General features: G+C 66.7%; 16 protein-coding genes. 3 read left to right on the plus strand and 13 right to left on the minus strand.

The window, feature by feature from the left end:
* Nucleotides 1-9 precede the first annotated feature (9 nt).
* The 3 genes from IB230_RS08565 to IB230_RS19905 form a co-directional block, all read right to left on the minus strand.
* A complete protein-coding gene (locus IB230_RS08565; RefSeq protein ID WP_192270930.1) occupies nt 10-741 on the minus strand; it encodes a LytTR family DNA-binding domain-containing protein in 732 nt (243 codons plus the stop codon).
* Nucleotides 742-837: 96 nt separating this feature from the next.
* The gene (locus IB230_RS08570; protein WP_192270932.1) at nt 838-1,524 is read right to left on the minus strand and encodes an alpha/beta hydrolase; all 687 of its coding nucleotides are present in this window, start codon (nt 1,522-1,524) and stop codon (nt 838-840) included.
* Nucleotides 1,525-1,560: 36 nt separating this feature from the next.
* Nucleotides 1,561-2,508: an energy transducer TonB gene (locus tag IB230_RS19905; protein ID WP_192270934.1), complete on the minus strand. Its 948-nt coding sequence runs from the start codon at nt 2,506-2,508 to the stop codon at nt 1,561-1,563.
* Between the two features lie 335 nt (nt 2,509-2,843).
* Here IB230_RS19905 and IB230_RS08580 point away from each other — a divergent pair, with 335 nt between their 5' ends.
* Nucleotides 2,844-5,048, plus strand: a complete 2,205-nt coding sequence (locus IB230_RS08580) for an EAL domain-containing protein (RefSeq protein WP_343227273.1) — start codon at nt 2,844-2,846, stop codon at nt 5,046-5,048.
* Here the strand turns inward: IB230_RS08580 and IB230_RS08585 are convergent.
* From IB230_RS08585 to IB230_RS08615, 7 genes are all read right to left on the minus strand, one after another.
* A complete protein-coding gene (locus IB230_RS08585; RefSeq protein ID WP_255430488.1) occupies nt 5,023-5,883 on the minus strand; it encodes an NAD-dependent protein deacetylase in 861 nt (286 codons plus the stop codon). The genes IB230_RS08580 and IB230_RS08585 overlap by 26 nt on opposite strands.
* Nucleotides 5,884-5,900: 17 nt before the next feature.
* Entirely contained in the window at nt 5,901-7,409 is a 1,509-nt protein-coding gene (locus IB230_RS08590; protein WP_192270936.1) for a tryptophan halogenase family protein, read from the minus strand.
* A gap of 25 nt (nt 7,410-7,434) precedes the next feature.
* On the minus strand, nt 7,435-8,451 hold the full coding sequence (locus IB230_RS08595; RefSeq protein ID WP_343227291.1) for a cupin-like domain-containing protein: 1,017 nt from the start codon (nt 8,449-8,451) through the stop codon (nt 7,435-7,437).
* On the minus strand, nt 8,438-9,145 hold the full coding sequence (locus IB230_RS08600; protein ID WP_192270940.1) for a SapC family protein: 708 nt from the start codon (nt 9,143-9,145) through the stop codon (nt 8,438-8,440). Before IB230_RS08600 ends, IB230_RS08595 begins: the two co-directional genes overlap by 14 nt.
* Before the next feature lie 12 nt (nt 9,146-9,157).
* Entirely contained in the window at nt 9,158-10,711 is a 1,554-nt protein-coding gene (locus IB230_RS08605; protein ID WP_192270942.1) for a tryptophan halogenase family protein, read from the minus strand.
* Between the two features lie 128 nt (nt 10,712-10,839).
* Nucleotides 10,840-13,884, minus strand: a complete 3,045-nt coding sequence (locus tag IB230_RS08610) for a TonB-dependent receptor (protein ID WP_192270944.1) — start codon at nt 13,882-13,884, stop codon at nt 10,840-10,842.
* A 339-nt stretch (nt 13,885-14,223) separates the two neighbouring features.
* On the minus strand, nt 14,224-15,234 hold the full coding sequence (locus tag IB230_RS08615) for a LacI family DNA-binding transcriptional regulator (protein ID WP_192270946.1): 1,011 nt from the start codon (nt 15,232-15,234) through the stop codon (nt 14,224-14,226).
* A gap of 355 nt (nt 15,235-15,589) precedes the next feature.
* Here IB230_RS08615 and IB230_RS08620 point away from each other — a divergent pair, with 355 nt between their 5' ends.
* Nucleotides 15,590-16,981, plus strand: coding sequence for a glycoside hydrolase family 30 protein (locus tag IB230_RS08620; protein WP_225589466.1), 1,392 nt, complete (start codon nt 15,590-15,592; stop codon nt 16,979-16,981).
* A gap of 2 nt (nt 16,982-16,983) precedes the next feature.
* Nucleotides 16,984-17,802, plus strand: coding sequence for a polysaccharide deacetylase family protein (locus tag IB230_RS08625; protein ID WP_192270950.1), 819 nt, complete (start codon nt 16,984-16,986; stop codon nt 17,800-17,802).
* A 12-nt stretch (nt 17,803-17,814) separates the two neighbouring features.
* On the opposite strand, the gene IB230_RS08630 is transcribed toward IB230_RS08625, so the two are convergent.
* From IB230_RS08630 to IB230_RS08640, 3 genes are all read right to left on the minus strand, one after another.
* Complete coding sequence (locus tag IB230_RS08630) at nt 17,815-19,890, minus strand: TonB-dependent receptor (protein ID WP_225589467.1); 2,076 nt, start codon at nt 19,888-19,890, stop codon at nt 17,815-17,817.
* Between the two features lie 67 nt (nt 19,891-19,957).
* Nucleotides 19,958-20,416 (minus strand): azurin, encoded by a 459-nt coding sequence (gene azu, locus IB230_RS08635; RefSeq protein WP_192270954.1) that lies wholly within the window; start codon nt 20,414-20,416, stop codon nt 19,958-19,960.
* 83 nt (nt 20,417-20,499) lie between these two features.
* Entirely contained in the window at nt 20,500-22,227 is a 1,728-nt protein-coding gene (locus tag IB230_RS08640; RefSeq protein ID WP_192270956.1) for a PQQ-dependent dehydrogenase, methanol/ethanol family, read from the minus strand.
* Nucleotides 22,228-22,233 lie beyond the last annotated feature (6 nt).

Here is a 22,233-nt window from a genome sequence, read left to right on the forward strand (position 1 = left end):
CCGCGGCGGTCAGAGCGCCTTGACCGTCTCGCGCAGACCGGCCACGCAACGGCGGCTGACCTCGAGAGGCACCTTGCCGTGGCGCAGGATGGCCTGCACGTGGCCGTCGCCGACGCGCTTGATCTCGACCAGTTCATGCCGCGCCACGAGGCAATTGCGATGGATGCGCACGAAGCGTCCACCGAACTCTTCCTCCAGCGACTTCAGCGATTCCTCGATCAGGTCCTCGCCGCGGGCGTGGTGCACCACCACGTACTTCTCCTCGGCCTGCAGGTAGTGCACTTCATCGACCGGGATCAGTCGCAGGCTGCCACGCAGGCGCGCGCACAGATGGGTGCGCGGCTGGCTGCTCGAAGCCGCAGGCGGATGGTTCTCACGCCCGGCGATGAAGGTGCGCGCACGCTCCAGTGCCGCCGCCAGCCGCTCGGGCCGGATCGGCTTCATCAGATAATCGATGGCCGCCGCCTCGAACGCGGACAGCGCATGTTCGTCGTAGGCCGTGCAGAACACCACCGCCGGGCGGGGATCGAAGGCCGCCAGGTGGCGGGCCGCTTCCAGTCCATCCACGCCGGGCATGGCGATGTCGAGCAGCACCATGTCGGGGCGATGTTGCGAACACGCCTGCAGCGCATCGAGCCCGTTCTCGGCCTCGGCCACCACGTCGATGCCGGGATGCTCGGCGAGCAGCGCGCGCAACCGCTCGCGGGCCAGGGATTCGTCGTCGGCGATGACCACTTTCACGGCAAAGGCGTCCTCGGTGAACGTTGGCGTGATCCCCCGAGTCCTAGGGTACCCATGGCGACGCCATGCGTCATCCACCGGGGGGGCGCGTGGGAATTACAACGCAAAACGCCGCGCCATCCAGTCACCCAGGTCACGGATTTCCTCCGCGCACACCTGGTGCGCCATCGGATAGCGGTGCCACTGGACGTCGAAACCCAGGTCGCCCAGGACACGGGCGCTATGTTCGGCATGGACGAGCGGAATCACCGGATCGCCCGTTCCGTGCGCCATGAAAACGGGCTGCGCGGTCGCCGCCTGGGCGAGATGGGCCCCGGCCTGCGCCACACCGGGCAAGTAGGTCGACAACGCGATCAGTCCTGCCAGCGGCACCTGCCTGCGCAGGCCGGCCGCCAGGGTCACCGCACCGCCCTGCGAGAATCCTGCCAGCAGGAGGCGCTCCGGCGCGATGCCGCGGGCCTGCTCGCGTGCGATCAGCGCCTCCACCTGGACGATGGACTCCTCGATGCCGGCACTGTCCGCGCGGGTGGGGAAATCCATGCCAACGATGTCGTACCACGCGCGCATGCGCACGCCGTTGTTGATCGTCACCGCGCGCACCGGTGCGTGCGGGAACACGAAGCGCAAGGCCGGCCACCCCGGCCGTACGAGCTCTGGCACGAGCGGCGCGAAGTCATGGCCATCGGCGCCCAGCCCGTGCAACCACAGCACGGACCATTGCGGCTCGGGGCCTGTTTCCTGTTCGACGGTGTCGAGCACGGCGGAAGCGGAAGAAGTCGTCATGCCGCCATTCTCGCCGCAGATGCTTGCCGACACCACTCAGCCGCCGCCGGCATCTCCGGCAGGCAGACGGAACCGCACCGTGCGGCTGGATGCATGCGCCTGGCCCGTGGCCTCGAAACGCCACCGTTGCGCGACCGCGAGCGCCGAGGCATCGAACATGCCGCCCGGGGTCGAGGACAGCAGGCGCACGTCCCTGACGCTGCCGTCCGGCTGTACGGTAAAGGCCACTTCCGCCTGGCCCTCGATGCGCGCGCGCAGCGCGGGCAACGGATAGCGTGGCTGCGCATCCTGGAGCAACCTCGGTGCGCGGGCGCCCTGCGCGACGCGAGGTGCCACGGCAGGCGCGCCGGCTGGTATCGGCGCGTCCTGCGCCACGACCGCGGGTGCGGGCGATGGCGCTGCGGCAGGCACAGGCTCGGTCACGACCGGCGTGATGGTCGCCGGCGCCGCGACGGACGTTCCCGCGCCGCGCGCGGGCGCGGGCACTGCCGCTGTCGGCACCACGACGGCCGGCGGCGCCACCGCGGCAGGGGCGACCTGCGCAGCCTGCTCGCGCGCCAGCGCGGCGACCTCCATCGCCAACCGTGGCAGTGCAGGCGCGCGCGCATCGATGCGTTCGATCAGGCCCTGCAAGCGCGAGGCTTCCTGCGCATCGCCGCGTGCGATGGCCTGCTCCGCAGCGATCAGCACGTAGGGCTGCAGTTCGGCCAGTGCCGCCTGCGCGCGCGCATGCTCCGTCGCCTCCGCGCGGGCGGCGAGATAGTGCTCCACCGCGTTGTCGCCGGCGGGCGACAGCATCCGGCGCTGGGACAGGGCGCGCGTGGCGCGCTCATACGAGGTCGCCGGCACGGGTCCGGCGCTGGTATCCGCCGCACCTGCGGACGATGCCTGCCCCTCCGAACCGGCCGCGGGCGGCGAACCGGCCCCGCATGCCGTCATGCACAGCACGCTCCCCACCCACATCCATTTCCACATCGCTTTCATGCTCGCCCCTGTCTTGCGGGCGGCAAGCCTAGGCGGTGTTCATGACGGCGGTGCGTCAGGGGTCTTGCCTCCTGCCGGTGCATCCTCGGGGTCTTCGCCCCTGGAACGGGCATCGCGGGCCCGTGGCCGCCGGCACGCGGGTGCCCCATGCCGGCGAAAACCTGGAAGCGTTTGCACACGCGCCCATCACCCGCGCGACGGAGGACTTCAGGTAAAGTGCGGCGATCATGGGCAATACCGCAACGTATTGCCCTGTCTCGGGGGCGGCTAGCAGGGAATGCCGTGGCGAACCCGGTCCATCTGGCGGCAACCGTTCTTTTGGGGAAGAACCGACCGTGAGGCCTACTGCCATCGCCATGCCTTCGTATATCGCCGATGGCGAGCCCGACGTGTCATGGGTCATCGATCACAGCGACAACGCCATCGTCGTCTGCGACGACGCCGCGCGCATCACCTGGATCAACCAAGGCTTCACGCGCATGTTCGGCTACACGCTGGAAGACGCGCTCGGCCACCGGCCCAGCGATTTCCTCGCGGGCCCGCACACCGACCCCGAAACGGTCGAATGGGTACGCGGGCAGCTGCACACCCAGCAGGGCTACCGCACGGAGCTGCTGGTGTACGCCAAGAACGGCGTGCCGCTGTGGATCTCGGCGGTGGTGAACCCGGTCTTCGATCCCGAGCGCAACGTCCGCTACCTGCTCGGCGTATACACCGACATCACCCACAGCAAGCTGCACGAGGAAATGCACCGCAAGGTGCTGAGCGCGATCGTCCGCGAGCAGCCGCTGCAGGACGTGCTGACGCTGATCTGCCGTGAAGTCGAAAAGGTCATGCCGGAAGCCGTGGCCTCGGTGATCGGCGTCGACGACTATGGCCGCCTGCGTCCGCTGGCATCGCCCAGCCTTCCCGACCACATCGCCTCCCTGATCGACGGCGAGCTGGCCGGGCCGATGGTCGGTGCCTGTGGCTCCGCCGCATGGAGCGGGCAGCCGGTCGAATGCCGGGATATCGAGCGCGACCCACGCTGGCAGTCGCACAACGCGCCGTTCCTCGCCCTTGGCATCCGTGCCTGCTGGTCCAGCCCGGTCAAGGGCAACGATGGCCGCGTGCTCGGCACGTTCGCGCTGTACTACTGGGAAAACCGCGCGCCGGACGAGTTCCACCTGCGGGTGGTCGATGTCTGCCTGCATCTGTGCGCCCTGGCGATGGAGCGCGAGCGCGCCCGCGCCCGCATGCACCAGCTGTCGTTCTTCGACACACTGACCGGCCTGCCCAATCGGGCGCTGTTCAACAGCAAGGTCGAGCAGATGCTGCTGGGTGCGGCGCGACGCGACAGCCAGGTGGCGTTGCTGTTCGTCGACATCGACCGCTTCAAGATCGTCAACGACACCCAGGGGCACACCGCAGGCGATGCACTGCTGCGCGAGCTGGCGAAGCGCCTGGGCAACGAACTGCGCGAGGGCGACGTGGTGGCGCGGCTGGCGGGCGACGAATTCGTGCTCGCGGTCCCCGACCGCACGGCGGAGGAAGCCGCCAACCTCGCCGACCGCCTGATGGCCCGCCTGTCGGAGCCGGTCAACGCCGGCCGGATGATGCTGACCCCGCAGGCCAGCGTGGGCGTGGCGATGTTCCCCGCCGATGGGTGGGACGTCGATTCGCTGGTCAGGCACGCCGACATCGCGATGTACCGCGCCAAATCCGAAGGTGGCGGGCGCATCGTGTTCTACAGCCTGGAAATGAACCAGGCGATGCAGGAGCGCCTGGCGCTGGAGAATGCGCTGCGCGAGGCCGTGCGCAGCGGCCAGCTGCGGCTGCACTACCAACCGCAGGTCGCGCTGGACGAGGATGCAAGCCTGCATGGTGTCGAGGCGCTGCTGCGCTGGCGGCACCCGGAGATCGGCGAGATTTCGCCGGCGACCTTCGTTCCGATGGCCGAGGAATGCGGCCTGATCGACGAACTGGGCCGCTGGACGCTGGAGGAAGCCTGCACGCAGATGGCCGACTGGCGCCGCCGCGGCGTCCCCGTGCCGCGCGTGTCGGTCAACCTGTCGGCGATCAATTTCGAACAGCAGGACCTGCCTACCTTCATCGGCAACGTACTGGGCAAGTGCGGCCTGTCGCCCGACGAACTGATGGTCGAAGTGACCGAAAGCGTCATGCTGGCGCAGAAGCCGGAAGTGCTCGCCAACATCGATGCGATCCACCGGATGGGCGTGAGCCTGTCGATCGACGATTTCGGCACCGGCTATTCCAGCCTCAGCCATCTGCATCGCCTGCCGATCAGCGAGCTGAAGCTGGACATGAGCTTCGTCCGCGATCTCGAACACAGCGAATCCGCACGCGCACTGACGACGTCCATCCTGCGCATCGGCGAAAGCCTGTCGTTGAAGGTGGTTGCCGAAGGCGTGGAGAATGCGGCGCAACGCGCCGTGCTGGCCTCGCTCAACTGCGACCTGCTGCAGGGTTACTACGTTTCGCGCCCGCTGTCGCCGCACTCGCTGGAGCGCTGGGTCAGCCTGCAACCGCCGGCGGAGTGAGTACCTCGCGTTCGAGCAGGAAGGCGAGCGCATCGCCGCACGGCGCGGCCACCCGGAACCTCAGCAGATCGTCCCCACGCGTGCGTCCCAGGCTGACCGCGGCCACGGGCAGACCGAGCCGCACCGCGGCATGCACGAAACGCAGCCCCGAGTAGACCATCAGCGACGAGCCGACCACCAGCATCGCGTCGGAATGGGCCAGCCTTGCCATCGCCGTCTCGACCCGCACGCGAGGCACGTTCTCGCCGAAAAACACCACGTCCGGCTTGAGCATGCCCCCGCAGGCTTCGCAGGCCGGCACCTGGAACGCGCCGAAGTCGCTCGCTTCAAGGTCGGCGTCACCATCCGGCGCGGTCCCCGCATCCAGATGCAGCCAGTCCGGGTTGGCCTCGGCGAGCCGGAACTGGAGCCGCGCGCGCGCGGACGTGGCGCCACACGCCAGGCAGACCACGCCGTCGAGGCGGCCGTGCAGATCGATCACCGCCTCGCTGCCGGCCGCCTGATGCAAGCCGTCGACATTCTGGGTCAGCAGCAACTCGCTGCGACCCTGCGCCTCCAGTGCCGCCAGCGCGCGATGCGCCGCATTCGGTCGCGCCCCGGCGATGCGTGGCCAACCGAGCAGACTGCGCGCCCAGTACCGCTGCCGCGTGGTGGGATCGCCGACGAAGGCCTGGTACGTGACCGGCGGCGTGCGCTTCCACGCGCCCTGTTCGTCCCGGTAGTCCGGAATGCCGGACGCCGTGCTGCATCCCGCGCCGGTCAGCACGAACAGGCGGCGATGCGTCGCCACGAAATCCTCGAGCCTTGCGTCTCTCATGCCGTCAGCATAGGCCATGCCGGCGGCGGCGCGGGTCAGGGTTTGGGCGCGGGGCAATAACTGCGCAGGTAATCCATGTGTGCCGGCATCCTCTGCACGTTCGCGAGCACGTCGTGGCGGATGCCGTCGAGGAACCGTTTCAGGTCGTCCGGCGACAACACGTCCGCCGTCGGGTGGTAGCGCTTCGGCAGGACGCCCTGACCCATCATCACCTGGACCCACGAGTTGGCGCCGAACAACTCGCCCGGCACATGGAATACGTTGCCGGTCTCTCTGAACAGGTCGATGCGATGTTGCAGGCTGGGCGGCAGTTCCATGTTTGCCATGTACTCCCAGTACGGCGTATCCCGGCGGTTGCTCAACGCGTAATGCAGCACCACGAAATCACGCACGTGCTGCAACTCCGAGTCCAGCTGCGCGTTGTACTGCGCGATCGCGCCAGGCGTGACGACCTGCGGGAAGTTCTGCAGCAGATGGGTGATGCCACGCTGGATCAGGTGGATCGTGGTCGATTCGAGCGGCTCGACGAAACTGCCGGCCAGCCCCAGCGCCACGCAGTTCTTTTCCCAGCAGCGTTCACGCCGGCCCGGCTGGAAGCGCACGGGCCAGGGCTGCTTGATGACCTCGCCTTCTATGGTCGACAGAAAGTGGGCGCGGGCGTCCTCATCGGTGGTGAAACGACTGGCGTAAACGATGCCATTGCCCACCCGGTGCTGCAGCGGAATGCGCCATTGCCAGCCTGCGGTCCACGCGATCGCGCGCGTGTACGGCACCGCATCGCGCACCGCGGTGGTCTGCGTGGCCAGCGCGCTGTCATTGACCAACCAGTGCGACCAGTCCTCGAACCCCACGCCCAGGGTCTTGCCGATCAGCAGCGCGCGGAACCCCGTGCAGTCGATGAAGAAGTCGCCTTCGATGCTTGTGCCGTCTTCCATCTTCAGTGCCGCGATGTCGCCCGACTCCGCATCCATGACGACATCGGCGATCTTGCCTTCCATGCGCCGCGCGCCATGGCGTTCACTCATCTGCCTCAGAAACTTCGCGTACAGGCTGGCATCCATGTGGTACGCGTAATTCATGCCGCTACGCGGCAGGTGTGCGAAACGATCCGCCAGCGCGGCCTTCAGCTCAAGGCAGTAATCCTCGTAGCCACTGGCAACACACTCCTTGCGCCCGCGCAGCCAGAAGTGCTGGAAGCCGGCGGTTCGCTGGTCATTGCTGGTCGTGTTGAACGAGTGGACGTAGCGATCGCCGATGTCCAGCCAGTTCTCGAATGAGATACCCAGCTTGATCGTGCCCTGCACCGCCGCCATGAACTCCTGTTCGTTGATGCCGATCATCTGATGGAAGCTCTGCAGGGTCGGCACGGTGGCTTCGCCCACGCCCACCGTGCCGATCTCTTCGGACTCCACCAGGGTGATATCGAGCGTGCCGCCCAGCACCTTGGAGATCGCGGCTGCGGCCATCCATCCGGCCGTGCCGCCGCCAGCGATGACGACGCGTTTCACAGGTCGGCCGGGGATGTCGTGGGTGGAATTGCTCACGTGCGGGGTCCTCGGCGTTCTGTAATCAGCGGTTGATGCGTTTGAGCAGGCGCGCGCGAAGATCGCGGGCGCGCGTTTCGTCGAGCGGCGAGAGCAGACCGCGCGTCTGTTCGGGGATGTGGGCGGCCGTATCGGCGTCGGCTTCGAACACGTAATGGCGGAACACGTCCTTCCAGGTCTCGCGCTCGTGCGGCGGAAGATCGCGGAGGGTCATCAGCGCGTACATGAGCACGTTCATCGGCGTGTCCATCCAGTCCGGCACGTCGCGCCACCAGTAGTTGACCAGCACGTTGAACGGTTCCAGCCCTTCCATGTGGTGCCACCACATGCTGGGGATCAGCACCGCGTCTCCGGGTTCGAGTTCGGCCACCTGCGCGTGTCGCATCGCCTCGGCGAAGCGCGGGAAACGGTCCAGGTCGGGGGCGGCGAAATCGACCAGGCTGATCGCCTGCCCGGCCGGCGTGAAATCCAGCGGTCCGATGTACAGGTTGCGCAACTGGTCCGGCGGAAACAGGGTGACGCGGCGACGCCCCGCCACCACGCAGGCGATGTTGTCGGGGACATCCTGGTGCGCGGCAATGCGAGTACGGTTGCCGATCCAGATGCTGGCCAGCGGATCGCGCTCGCCCAGGGACAGGCCGTTGTCGTCGCTGAAGCCCGGCAGCCAGGTATCGATGGTCGTCGACGCGACGTAGATCATGGGGGGCGAGGGATGCCCCGCGTATTTGAGCAGCGTGTCCAGCACCGTGCGCAGGGGAATCTGTTCCTGGCGGAAGTTGAAACCGCTCATGTCGCCGGTGTAGAACACCCGGCCGCCGGCCTCGGGCGCTGCGACCGTCGCGACGACCGGCGGCGCGTCCGCCCGCACGAGGTCATGCAGATAGGCGACGGCGGCGTGCATCGATTCGCGCGCCGCCGCGACCATGGGCCAATGCCCGACCAGACCGCGAAGCACCGTCGGTCCTGATGATGCCTGCAACGCCGCTGCCAGCGCGCCGGGCACATCGCCGCGCTGCTCCCGGATTGGCTTAGCGCCCGCCAGCACGGCTCCGGTTCATCCTGTCGATCAGGGCACGGAAATTCGAGATCGATGCCACGGCCATGAAGACCGGTTCCAGATGGCCCGCGGCGTGCAGTCGACCCAATGCCGCGGCATCGAGGCCACGCAGACGGTCTTCGTTGATCGTGTAGTAGCCAGCCAGTCGGTTGAGCGAGCCGTCGTCGAGCTCCACGTCGAGCGCGAAGGATTCCAGCAGGTCGAGCTCAAGCAGGGCGCCGACGAACGCGGGCACGCGCTCCAGTCCGTTGTGCAGGGTGAGAAGCACCGAGGCGGTACGGTCAAGGTACTCGGTGTTGCCGCCGTGCTCGCGGAACAATGGCTCGCCATCGGTGCGGCCTACCCGGGGGTGGTCCAGATCGATATGCACCGTCAGCTCGTCGCCGTTCCTCCCGATCAGGAAGGGCTGCCGCTCGATCGCAAGCGGCAGGTAGTGCGCATCCCAGCGCTCGCCGTCGAGGAAGAGGTTGCGTCCTTCCTCGAACCCGAGCAGGGCGATCGGAGACAGCACCCCATGGGCATCCTTGCGGAACACGATGGGATAGCAGGCCTGCAGGTCGCGGAACTCGGCCGGGAACGTGGCGGCAAAGCCGACATCATCACCCAGCGCAGCGCTGCGCCGGGTGTCGACTTTCAGGTCCTTGTGGTCGATGTTGTTGACCTGGGCGTGTCGGGGCATCGTTGGGTTGTCCTAGATGCGCGGCATTCCGCGCGTCATCACATGATCGAGCATCTCGCGATGCCCGGGCAATGCCGCCAGCATCTTCCTTGCGATGTCTGCGGATTGGCGGAAGTATTCTTCGGCGTGGCGGACGTTATCCATACGCCGTGTGGTCGGCCGGGTGTCCGGCGTGAACCCCATTCCGTAGAGGATGAACTGGTAGCTCGCCGAAGGGAACACTTCCTCGACCCGGTTGAGGTCGTAGCGCGAAGGCGGCTGGTGGCGCCAGAACGCGAGCAGATCGCGCAATCGCTCCGGTATCGTTTCCGGCCTGCGGTTGTCGCGCCAGTACGCGCTGTCGTCGCGCTTGCTCAGTACGTAATGCAACTTCAGGAAGTCGACGATGCGATCCCAGCGGTAGCTGAACGTGTCGTTGTAGCGTTTGGCGACGATGTCCACGGCCGCGCGCGTGGCGGGCATCTGGTCGGCGAGCATGCCCGCCGCGAGTTCCACCATGACCAGCGACGAAGCCTCCAGCGGCTCCATGAAGCCGCTGGACAATCCGATGGCCACGCAGTTCCGGTGCCAGGCTCCCCGCCGGAAACCGGGACGGATCACGATCTTCGGCAGCGACTCGATGTCCTGTTCGCGTCCGCCCGTCGCCACGATGTAGCGGCGCAATGCGGCCTCCGCGGCCTCGTCGGTCGTATGCGTGCTGGAGTAGACATGGCCGATGCCGCGCCGGCTCTGCAGCCCGATGTCCCAGATCCAGCCGGCCTCCTGCGCCGTCGAGATCGTCTGGCAGGCGATCTCCACGCTGGGATCGACGTAGGGCACACGCGTGGCGATGGCGCGGTCGTTGAACAGCACGTCCTTCTGCGACTCGATTTCGACGCCGTAGTGCTGGCCGATCAGCAGCGCGCGCATGCCACTGCAGTCCACGAACAGATCGCCTTCGATCGCCGCGTGCTCGCGCGTCCGCAGGGCCGCGATGTCACCGTTCTCGTGCGTTTCCACGCCGACCATGTGGTCGGCCACATGGCGTACGCCGAGCTTCTCGACGCAATGCCTGCGCAGGAACACCCCGAGCTTCGCGGCATCCAGGTGGTAGGCGTAGTTGGCCACGGAAGCCCATTCGGGCGTGGCGAACTGCTTGGGTGATTTGCCCGCTTCGCACAGGTGCGCCTGGAAGCAGGTCAGCATGCTGAAGGGCACGTCGCGGTGCGCCATCCAGCCGGTGGCCAGATGGGTCTCCAGGAAACCCGGCGGCAGCACGAACGGATGGTGGTAGTAGTCGCCGTCGACCTCTTCGCGCCAGCGGACGAACTTGGAGCCCTGCTTGAAGGCCGCATCGCACTCGCGGATGAAGTCGGTCTCGCTGACACCCGTCCTGCGCAAGGTATCGCGCATCGTCGGCCACGTGCCTTCGCCCACGCCCACCGTCGCCACTTCTGGCGATTCGATCAGCGTGATCCGCAATCCGGTATCCAACGCCGTCTGGTGCTCGGCCGCCAGCACGGCCGCCGTGAGCCAACCTGCGGAACCGCCGCCGAGGATGACTACATGCCTGACAGGATGATCCATGCCGCCACCTCGCTTCTACGCTCGCTCCGGCGGGCTCCGCGGAACCCGCTCCAAAACCAAAGCCGCTGGAGACCAGCGGCTTTGGCGATGCTGCCCGGATCCTGGCGGATCTGGCAAGCCGTCGAACGTCAGCGGAAGTTGTAGCGGAAACCGAGCATGTAGCGCGGGCCGGTCTGCGTGCCGTAGAACAGGATGTTCTTGTTGCGCTCGCTGAGCCGCATGGTCTCATCCGTGAGGTTGACACCCTCGAACTGCACCGTGAAGTTGTCGCTGAACTTGTAGCCGACACTCAGGTCCCACTGGCCGTATTCCTCGACGTACACGGGATTCCGCTTGGCCATATCCGCCGCGTCGCCGTCGTACTGGGAGTTCAGGAACTGATCGCGCCAGTTGTACGCCAGACGCACCTGCCACGGCCCCTTGTCGTAGAAACCCACCAGGTTGGCCGAGTCGCTCAGGCCGACAAGCACCTGCTGCGGCCCCTTGGCATTGTTGTCGTACGACAGGCTGTCGCTGTCGACGATGGTGTAGTTGGCCGCCAGACCGAAACCGCTGTCGCCGAACATGTGCTGCACGCTCAGCTCGAAACCGTTGAGCTTGTGCGAACCCGCGTTGCCCGGGATGGTGACGTTGTAGACCACCAGCGGATCGCCGGCGATGCCAGTGATCTCGCCGTTCGACCCCGCCGTGCTGTCCACGCCCGGTTGGCCATCGAAGTTGTCGAAGATGTACTGGCGGATGCAGCCCACGTCCGCGGCACCGCAGCCACCGGCGCCGAGGGCGGCGTTCCAGTACGCACCACCCACCGGCGTGGGCAGGCTGAACAACGTGTCCTGGAAGGAGCCTGCACCGGGATCGATGTAGTTGGAGATGTTCTTGCGGTAGTACCCGACCGAGAAGTAGCTGGCCTCGCTGTAGTACCACTCGTACGACAGGTCGATGTTCTTGGACAGCAGCGGCTTCAGGTTCGGATTACCCGAGTTGCCACTGCCGCCGTTGACGCGCAACAGCGGGCTGACGGTCTGTCCGCCCTGGATATCCTGCCAGCCGGGACGGCCCAGCGAGTGGCCATAGCTCGCGCGCAGCACCATGTCTTCGGTCAGTTCGAAGCTGGCGTCGACGTTCGGCAACCAGTAGTCGTACTCGCCCGTCATGGTGGTGAACGACTTGGCGCCCATGTCGGTGAAGAACTCGTTGTCCGCCACCCAGCGCACGAGGACCGGGGTATCCACCTGCGCGCCGGACTCGATCTCGGTCTTCTCGTAGCGCACGCCCACGGCGAGGTTGATCGGGATGCGCGTCTGCCAGCTGGTGCTGTACTGCAGGTAGGCGCTGCGCGTCTTCTCGGTGGTGCGCAGGTCGGCACGGTTGTAGTCGTCGGGGCGACGGGCCAGGTCCGGCCTGCCCGTGAAGTTGCCCACGGCCTGGCGCATGCGCTCGTAGTCGAAGACGAGGAACTGGCTGCTGAAGCGCGGATCGTTGTAGCCGGGGAACGCATCGAAGTAGCGCGCCATGTCGTCGACCTGCCAGAGGCTGTCGTCGAAGTCGGACGCAAGGCCGATTCCGCCCCAGTCCGCATTTTCGTTGATACCCCATGCGGTCCGGTTCTTGACCTCGGTATTGGCCACGCCGAACTTCAGGTCGGAGTAATCGCCGAACTTGAAGGTACCGCTCAGCTGGCCCTGATCGACCTCGCCGCGCGAATAGCCGTTCACGAACTGGCGGCCGGTCGGGCGGGCCTGCGACGGGTGGATGCCGGTGACGCCTGGCGCCAGCTCGTAGCTGAGGATCGGCAGTTCGCCGTCGAAGTAGACCGTCGTGTCGCCACGGACCCACGATGCAGTGCCGATGTTGCCCTGCGAACCCCACTCGCTGTCCGGCGTGAGCTCGGCGGTGGAGCGGTGGTAATCGAACGCCAGGTCCAGCGCATCCGACACTTCCCACTCCACGTTGAAGCCGACCGACTCGTTCTCGGCCTTGGTCGCGCTGATACCGCCCGCCATGGCCAGGTCGCTGCATCCCTCGTAGGTGCCGTTGGCGTTCTGTACGCCCGTGCACGGGATGTTTTCACGATAGAAGATCGGGCCGGCAGCCGGACCATTGGTCCACTCGCTCTCCTGGCCGACGAAGTTGAACCACACCGACATCTCGTTGCGGCGCTGTTGGATCTTGTTCTCGGAGTACGTGTAATCCAGCGTCGTGGTGATGCGGTCCGTCGGCGCCCACTGCAGGGTCACCTGCCCGTTGGTGCGCTGGCGTGAGATGCCATTGACGCTGTAGTTGAGATTCTGCGGCACCGAGTACAGATCGTTCGGGCCCGGCAGGTTGGCATTGCCCGGCGTCCCCGGCGCGATGGCACCCCAGCCACCCTCGCCACCGAAGTGGGTACGCCAGCCAGCCGTCACACCGACCTGGCTGAAGCCGCTGTCGCGTTCCTGGTAGCTGCCGTTGACAGCGATACCGAACTTCCCGTCCGCGAACGTCTGGCTGAAGATGCCCGACATTTCGCCGGTCCAGTCGTCGCCCTGCATGATCTTGGGCAGGTTGCCGTTGGACGTGTCATGGACGGTCTTGACGCCCACGTTCGCCAGCGGTCCGCTCTCCAGCGGTCGCGCCGTCTTGATGTTGATGGTCGCGCCGATGCCGCCGGTCGGATTGGAGGCCAAGCCGGTCTTGTAGACCTCGATGGCCGACACCGCTTCCGACGCAAGGTTGGCGAAATCGAACGCGCGCGAGTTGGAAGCGGAGAAGCCGTTCAACAGCGCGCCAGGCATCTGGCGGCCGTTCAGGAGCACCAGATTGTGGTCGGGACCGATGCCACGCACCGTGACCTTCGAGCCTTCACCGCTGGGCGTGCGGTCGATGGACACGCCGCTGATGCGCTGCAGCGATTCGGCGAGGTTGGTGTCCGGGAACTTGCCGATGTCCTCGGCGACGATGCCATCGACGACACCTTGCGCATCGCGCTTGAGGTTCATCGACGACTCGAGGCTGGCCCGGATACCGGTGACGACGATGGTGTCGAGTTCGGTGGGATCCGATTGCTCGGCGGCGGCCGGTGCCGGACTTGCACTCTGCGGCTCTGCTTGCTGCGCCCAGGCGGGGCCGGCGAGCGCCAGCAACAATGCGGATGTCAGCACCCGCTTCCTTGGAACGGATTGCACTTGCTTCATGGACTTTCCCCTCTCCGGAAATTCACGAATGGCGTTGGTGTACGTGTGCGAGGACCCCTTCGCCTCTCGCATTGGGGCGCATTGGACGCGCGATTGACAGCGTTGTCAACTTTTTGTGATTCGGCTCTCGATCGACCGAAAACCCCTTGTTTTAAGCTGTGAAACCGATGCTGCGACGCAGCTGAAACCGTTTTCTCGACTATCGCCGCGTTACGACTTCACGAGAAATTTTTCGGCCGACCACACGTAAGGTTTTCTATTGGTATGGAATCCGTCACGACGGAAATCGCCCTGCGCGATGCCGGCGCGCATGCACCCCAGCGGTGGAACGCCCGCGAATCAGCGACCTTTCGGGGCCTGGGTCGATTCGCGGAACACCACTTCGTGCTCTACCTGCACCATGCTGCCGGCGTCGGCGGTCCGGATGCGTGCGAGCAGCTGCAAGGTCGCGAGCTTGCCCATCTCCGAGGTGGGCTGGCGCACCGTGGTGAGTGCGGGATAGATGTGGCGGGCGATCGGCGTATCGTCGAATCCGCACACCGAGATGTCGCGCGGCACCGCCAGCCCGCGCTCGCACGCCGCGCGGATCACGCCGGCGGCCATGTCGTCGTTGGCCGCAAAAATGGCGGTGGGCGGCTTGGGCAGGGCGAGCAGCCGGTCCCCGGCCTCGATGCCGGACTCGAACGAGAACGCCCCCTGCACCACCAGGTCCGCGTCGTAGTCCAGGCCCGCCGCGCGCAGGGCATCCTTGTAGCCCCTGTAACGCCACTGGCATGCGCCATGGGCGGGGGGACCCTTGATGTGCGCGATGCGGCGATGCCCTTGCGCGACCAATCCCGCCATCAGCTCCAGGACCGCCGCCGTCTCGTCCATCATCACGCCGATCCGGTCATCGGGATGCTTCGGCGCGATGCAGGCGAACGGCACCTCGTGCTCGTCCAAGAACTCCAGCACGGCCGGATCGTCGGTCAGCGGCGGGATCAGCACGACGCCATCGGGCGCGAAATGCTCGAACACCACCTTCAGGTCTTCGGCCTTGCGCTGCTTGGGCGAACCCACCGGTGCCAGCACCAGGTTGTAGTGGTGGTCGCGACAGGCATCCAGCATGCCGCTCTGGATTTCCATCAGGTAGTTGCGCGACGGATTGTTGTAGACCAGCGCGATGACGTACGAACGTTGCCCAGCCAGGCTGCGCGCCGACAGGTTCGGACGGTACTGCAGCTTCTCGACCGCGGCCATGACACGCTGGCGCATCTCGTCGCGCACGTTGGGCTCGTTGTTGAGCACGCGCGACACGGTCTTCATCGAAACGCCGGCCGCGGCGGCCACATCCTCGATCCGACTACGCATAAGACGGTTCCCGCTCCACTTCGTCCATCCCTTCCGGCAACGAGGCCGGATTCTGACAGCGCCGCGCATCACTGGGTATCGTTTCCTCTCTCCACGAAGCGGGATCGACGACGCACCCGTCATGCTGCAAGGCAACACACCACGCCGCGCACAGCGCGGAAATACCTGCGGGAAGAAGCCTTCGCAGGAGCGCCGCGCCCGGTCGGTTGACAGCATGGTGTAGCAACTGTATGACAGCGCTGTCAACAACGCCGCTTCGACATCGCCCGCGCACCACGCGGGACGCCCTGTCGCGCCCAAGAGGATCCCGCCGATGCGCCATACCCCCCTGTTCGCCGCCCTGCTGGGCCTGTCGATGATGAGCGGCTTGCCCGCCGCGCATGCGGCCGACACCGTCGCCATCTACACCACCGCGCAGGACAGCGCGCAGCGGCTCGCGCGCACCGGCAGCATCACACTGCACGCCGGCCACAAGCTCACCGAGGTCGAGAATTCCGTGTTCGTCGACCCTTCGAAAAAGCACCAGGCCCTGCTCGGCATCGGCGGTGCGATCACCGACTCCACCGCCGAGGTGTACGCCACGTTGTCGCCGGAGAAGCGCGCCGAGTTCATGCGCGCCTACTACGACCAGCAGGATGGCATCGGCTATTCGATCGCGCGCACCACCATCCACAGCTCCGACTTCAGCTCCGCCAGCTACACCTACATCGAGGAAGGCGACAAGGATCTCGCCACCTTCTCCATCGAGCACGACCGCACGGCGCGCATTCCGATGATCAAGCAGGCCATCGCGGCGGCAGGCGGAGCGTTGCCGCTGTACGCCAGCCCGTGGAGCGCGCCGGCCTTCATGAAGACCAACAAGCACATGCTGAAGGGTGGCGCGCTGCTGCCCGAGTACCGCGACGCGTGGGCGAACTACTACGTGAAGTTCATCCAGGCCTACGAGAAGGAAGGCATTCCGATCTGGGGCATCACCGTGCAGAACGAGCCCATGGCCACGCAGACCTGGGAATCGATGCTGTATACGGCCGAAGAGGAGCGCGACTTCCTCAAGCTGCACCTGGGCCCAACCATGCACGCGGCCGGCTACGCCGACAAGAAGATCATCGTGTGGGACCACAACCGCGACATGATGCTGTACCGCGCGCAGGTGATCCTGGGCGATCCGGAGGCGGCGAAGTACGCGTGGGGCCTCGGCTTCCACTGGTATGAGACCTGGGCAGGCTTCGACCCCATGTTCCGCAACGTGGCGGCGGTGACGGAAGCGTTCCCCGACAAGCCCGTGCTGCTGACCGAAGCAGCGGTGGAGAAGTTCGACCCGGCGCGTTACCAGCACTGGCCGAATGCCGAGCGCTACGGCACTTCGATGATCAACGATTTCAACAACGGCGCCGTGGGCTGGACCGACTGGAACATGCTGCTCGACCAGACAGGGGGCCCCAACCACGTCGGCAACTTCTGCTTCGCGCCGCTGCACGCCGACACGCGCACCGGTGAGCTGATCTATACACCGAGCTACTACTACATCGGCCACTTCTCCAAGTTCATCCGGCCGGAAGCTCGCCGCGTCAGCACCGCCACCAGCCGCAGCACGCTGCTGGCCACCGCCTTCGTCAATCCGGACGGCCGTCTGGCGACGGTGGTGATGAATCCGACCGACAAGGAGATCGCCTACAACTTCTACGTCGGCCAGGCCTCGGCGGTGGTGACGATCCCGGCACGCGCCATCCAGACGCTGGTGCAGTAGGCATGCGCGGCGCGCGGCGGTTCGCGCTGCTGGTACTGGCGACCGTCGCCGCGACGGCGCAGGCCGCCGAGCCGTTTCCGTGGCCCGGCGGCAGGAAGGCGGCCGTCAGCCTGGCGTACGACGATGCCGCGCCGTCGCAACTCGACAACGCGATTCCCGCGCTCGACCGCCATGGCCTGAAGGGCAGCTTCTACCTGACGCTGGCGGCCGACACCCTGCGCACGCGCCAGCGCGAATGGGCCGCTGCCGCGCGCAACGGCCACGAACTCGGCAACCACACGCTGTTCCATGCCTGCTCTTCATCGCTTCCCGACAGGCAATGGGTTCCTGCACATCGCGACCTGGATACCACGACCGTGGCGCAATTGCGCGACCAGGTGCTGCTGGCGAACGTGATGCTGACGGCGATCGACGGCAGACTCGAGCGGACAATGACGGTGCCCTGCGGCGATACCCAGGCGCGTGATGGCAACTACATCGATGCCATCGCCGGGGAATTCGTGGCCATCAAACTGGGCCAAGGCGGCGTGATCGCCGACATGGCCACGCTCGATCCCGCGGCCGTGCCGGTCGACGTGCCGGTGGACGTCACCGGCGAGCAGTTGATCGCACGCGTGGAAGAGGCCGCCCGCTGCGGCACACTGGTCAGCTTCACCTTCCACGGCATCGGCGGCGACCACCTTGCGGTGTCCAACGAGGCGCACGAACAGTTGCTGCGCCATCTCGCCGCGCATCCGGATGTCTACTGGGTGGCGCCCTTCATCGACATCATGCGGCACGTCGCCTCGCAACGCCCCGCAAAAGACTCGTTGACACCCTGACGCGCGTGCGCCTCAGCCGTCCGCCCACAGCCAGCGCAGGCCGACGGTGAACGTCCGGTCCGCGCCCGGCTCGTAGAAGCGTCCGTTGCCTTCGTTGACGATGACGGAACCGATGTGGAAGCGGTCCAACGCGTTGTCGATGCGCGCGAAGCCCTGCAGGCGCCCGCTGCTCGTCGACCAGTCGCGCACCACTTCCAGATTGAGCAGGCCATAGCCGGGCGCCCGCTCGCTGCCGGTATCGTTCACGGTGACATCGCTGACGCCCAGCAGCTGCGCCGCGGCGTTCCAGTGCTCGCCCTGCCAGCGCAGCCGCAGCGACGCCTGCTGCCGTGCGACACCGGGAATGCGCGTACCGGCCGCCACCTGCACGACCGGCGAGGTGCAGCCGCTCGCGGTGCAGATCGGAAAGCTGTCGCGGAAGGTCGCATCCAGCCAGGTATAGGCCGCCTGCAATTGCCAGGCGTCCGACAGCGGCAGGTCCGCCTGCATCTCCACGCCCTGCCGCCGTGCGGCGCCGACATTGCGGAAGCTGCTGCGGCCGCCGACATTGCGTGCGACCGCCAGTTCGTCATCGGTATCGGCGCGGAACAGCGCGGCTTCGATGCGCGCACCATGCTCACCGCGCCACTTCAAGCCCAGTTCGGCATTGCGTGTCGTCGCCGGTCGCAGGTCGAAAGCCAGGCCGGCGCCGCCGTCGGCGCGGTAACCGACTTCATTGAACGTCGGCGTCTCGAAGCCGCGTCCGACCGATGCATAGACGCGCCACGCGTCCGCCGGCGCAAAAACAACGCCGGCCACCGGCGTCGTGCGCTCGTAGACCACGCGGCCGCTGTCGTCGGGATTGCCGGTCGCGATGTAGTCGTCGTCCGAGCGGAAGCCGACCCGGCTGTGGCGCGCGCCCATCAGCAGCGACCAGCGTGGCGCGACACGCCACCATGCCTGCGCGTACTGGTCCACGTTCCAGACCTGGTTGCGCTCATCGCGACGCAGCGCACCGCGCACGCCCAACGTCGTGCCGACGAAGTTCTCGTAGCCGCGACGATGCTGGCGCTGGCGGTCCGCATTGGCGCCCGCACTGACTTCGAACGGCCGCCCGGCGACATCGCCGTTCCACGACCAGCGCAGGTCGGCGCCGCCGTAGTCGTTGTCGAGATCGATCACGCCACCGGAATTGAGCCGGTTGGCCTGCGCCGCGATCGGCAATGCCAGATACTGCTCCACCTCGCGTCGTCCGCCGTAGGCCATCGCACGCAGGCGATGACCTTGCGCGAACGGCCATTCGTAGACCGCACCCAGCTGGTCCTGGCGGACCGACTTGCGGGTGTCGTACTGGGTTGCGACCGGCGATGCCTGGCCCGGATCCTCCCAGGCCTGGGCCCGTGTCAGGCCCAACGGGTCCTTGGCATCGGGCGCATTGAAATGGTTGAGCAGCAGGTCGAGCGTGCCGGTGCCCGGACGGAACCGCAGCTTGGCGTTCAGCGACTCGCGCCGCGCCGCACTATGGTCGCGGTAGCCCTGCGTATCCAGCACGGAGGCCGCCACGCTGTAACCCAGCACGTCCCCTGCGCCTCGGAGGCGCGCGCCGATCACGGTGCTGTCGTGGCTGGCCACGCTGGCCTGCACGCGCGCTTCGTGTCCCTCGTCGGGGATATCGCTCCACACCTGGATCACGCCACCGGAGGAGTTGCCGTGCAGCGCGGAGAACGGACCCCGCAGCACTTCGACACGGTCCGCCGCGAGCATGGTGACGTGCGAGACCTGTCCCTGCCCGTCCGGCATGGTCGCGGGTACGCCGTCGGCGTACAGCCGCAGTCCGCGCACGCCGAAGGTCGAACGTGCGCCGAAGCCGCGGATCGACAGCTGCGTGTCCTGTGCAAGATTCTGTCGCTCGCGCGCCAGTACGCCGGGAATTCCGTCCAGCATTTCCGACAAGGCCGCCTGTGGACGCGCGCCGCCATCGCCGAGCGCGACCGCGCTGGTCGATGCCGGTGCGTCGAAGGCGGTAACGGTGTCCAGTCGGGTCGCGGTGACGACCACCCGATCGAGCGTTTCCATCGGCGCCGCCGGCTCGCCGGCAGGTGCCGCCATCGCAGCCGGTGCCAGCAACGCAGCACCCAGCAACGGCGATACTCGCGACCTCATGCGCATGCGTCGATCATCCGAACACCAACTTGCCTTTCATCATCATCCAGTGGCCCGGGACCGAGCAGAAGAACGTGTAGTCGCCGCCCTTGCGCAGCGCCGACGTGGAGAAGGTGAAGGTGGTCGACTGGCCACCGCCCACCACCTTGCTGGCCGCCAGTACGCGGGCGTCGCCCTTGGGCACGTGATCGCTGCTGGCGGGAAGCTTGCCGGCGGCGGTGGCGAGCGCCTCGAGGTTGGCGGTGGTCGTCAACACCCAGTTGTGGCCCATCACCTCGGCGGGAAGGGCGCCAGTATGCCGCAGCGTCAGTTTCACCTGCGTGCAGTCGGCGGCGATGCGGATTTCCTGCTTGTCGAACTGCATCGCATCGTTGCTGCCGATGGCGACGTTGCAGGTCTTGGCCGCTGCATGCAGCGGGACCAGGGCCAGCACAGAGAAGACGAGGCAGGGAAGTACGGATTTCGGTGACATGGGGGAGTTCCTGTGAATCGGGTGGTTGCCCTGCGCGACCCCGTCACCGGGGCCGCGCAGGCAAGGATCGACGGTTGCGCGGGTCAGTCGCCGAGTGCGAACACCCACACCGAGCCGCCTTCCGGCACCGCCTTCTCCCATCCCGCCAGGCCGTGCATCTTGCCCTGGATCCATTGCGCGTCCACGCCCCAGCCCGACACCACGGCGATGTACTGCTTGCCATCGACGGTAAAGGTGCTGGGCGGCGCGATGATGCCGGACGGCGTGGGGAACTCCCACAGCAGCTTGCCCGTCTTGGCGTCGTACGCACGGAACATGCGGTCGTTGGTGCCGCCCGCGAACAGCACGCCGCCGGCGGTGGTCATGATCGAGCCCCAGTTCCACGAGTGCGGGTACTTCTCGCGCCATACTTCCTTGCCGCCGTCCACGCTCCACGCCTGGATGCCGCCGATGTGGTCGAAGTCCTTCTTCAGCGACAGGTCGAGGCGGTTGATGTCCACGCCGGCCGACCACTGGCCGGGGATGCGTGGCTGGATCAGGCCGGTCAGCGTGAGGCAGTGGTTGTCGTTGTAAGGGATGTACAGCATGCCGGTCTTCGGGTTGTACGCCTCGTACGGCCAGTCCTTGCCGCCCCACAGGCTCGGGCAGTAGGTGCGCGTCTTGCCGGTCGCCGGCTTCGCTTCTTCGTTGTAGGTCGGGCGGCCGGTCCTCGGATCGATGCTGGTGAACACCGTGTTGTGCACGTACGGCTCGGACTTGTTGTAGGTGATCTGGCCCTTGGCGTCGCGGTCCAGCCAGTACAACCGGCCATTGCGCTGCGCACTGATCAGGCCGGACACCTTCTTTCCGTTGCGGTTGAACTCGACCAGCGTCGGTGCATTCATGCCCGCCCAGTCCCATGAATCGTTCCAGTGGTACTGGAAGTGGCTGACGATGTCGCCGCTCTCCGGATCGAGCGCGAGCACCGACGCGAGATACAGGTTGTCGCCCGGGCGCTGGTCGCCCAGCCACGGCGCGCCGTTGCCGACGCCCCAGTAGATGACGTTGTTGGCCGCGTCGTAGTTGCCCGGCATCCACATGGTGCCGCCGCCGTTCTTCCACGCGTCCTTCCACTCGCCGTCCTGCGGCCACGTCTCGAACCCTTTCTCGCCCGGCGCCGGCACGCTGTAGCGCGTCCATGCCAGCTTGCCGGTTTCGGCATCGAAGGCCTTGAGGAAGCCGCGTACACCGAACTCGCCGCCGGACGGCCCGATCAGCACCTTGCCCTTGACCACGAGCGGTGCGGACGTGATGTAGGCGCTGTCCTGCTCCCAGTCGCAGACCTGCGCTTCCCACACCAGCGTGCCGGTCTTGGCGTCCAGCGCGCTGAGCATGCAGTCGATGCTGCCGACGTACACCTTGTCGCCGTACAGCGACACGCCGCGGTTGGTGCGATGGAGCGCGCCCAGGCCTTCCGGTACTTCGCGCACGAACTTCCAGCGGACCTTGCCGGTGCGCGTGTCGTAGGCGATCACCTGGTTGTGCGGCGTGGCCACGAACATGTAGTCGCCATTGACGATGGCGGGCGCTTCATGGCCGGAGTTCACGCCGGTGGCCGCGGACCACACCGGCCGCAGCTTGGCGACGTTGGCGGTGGTGACCTGGTCCAGTTCGCTGTAGCTCCAGCCGGCATAGTTGCCCTTGGTCAGCAGCCAGTTCGCCGGCTCCTGCTTGGCCAGGCGCGCGTCGGTGACGGGTTGGTAATCGGCCGCGGCGAGCGGGGCCGAAGCGAGGGACGCGACGAGCGCGGCCGTGATCAGTTTCAGGTGCATGGGTCT

This window comes from Pseudoxanthomonas sp. PXM01, from assembly GCF_014851815.1.
Taxonomy (GTDB): domain Bacteria; phylum Pseudomonadota; class Gammaproteobacteria; order Xanthomonadales; family Xanthomonadaceae; genus Pseudoxanthomonas_A.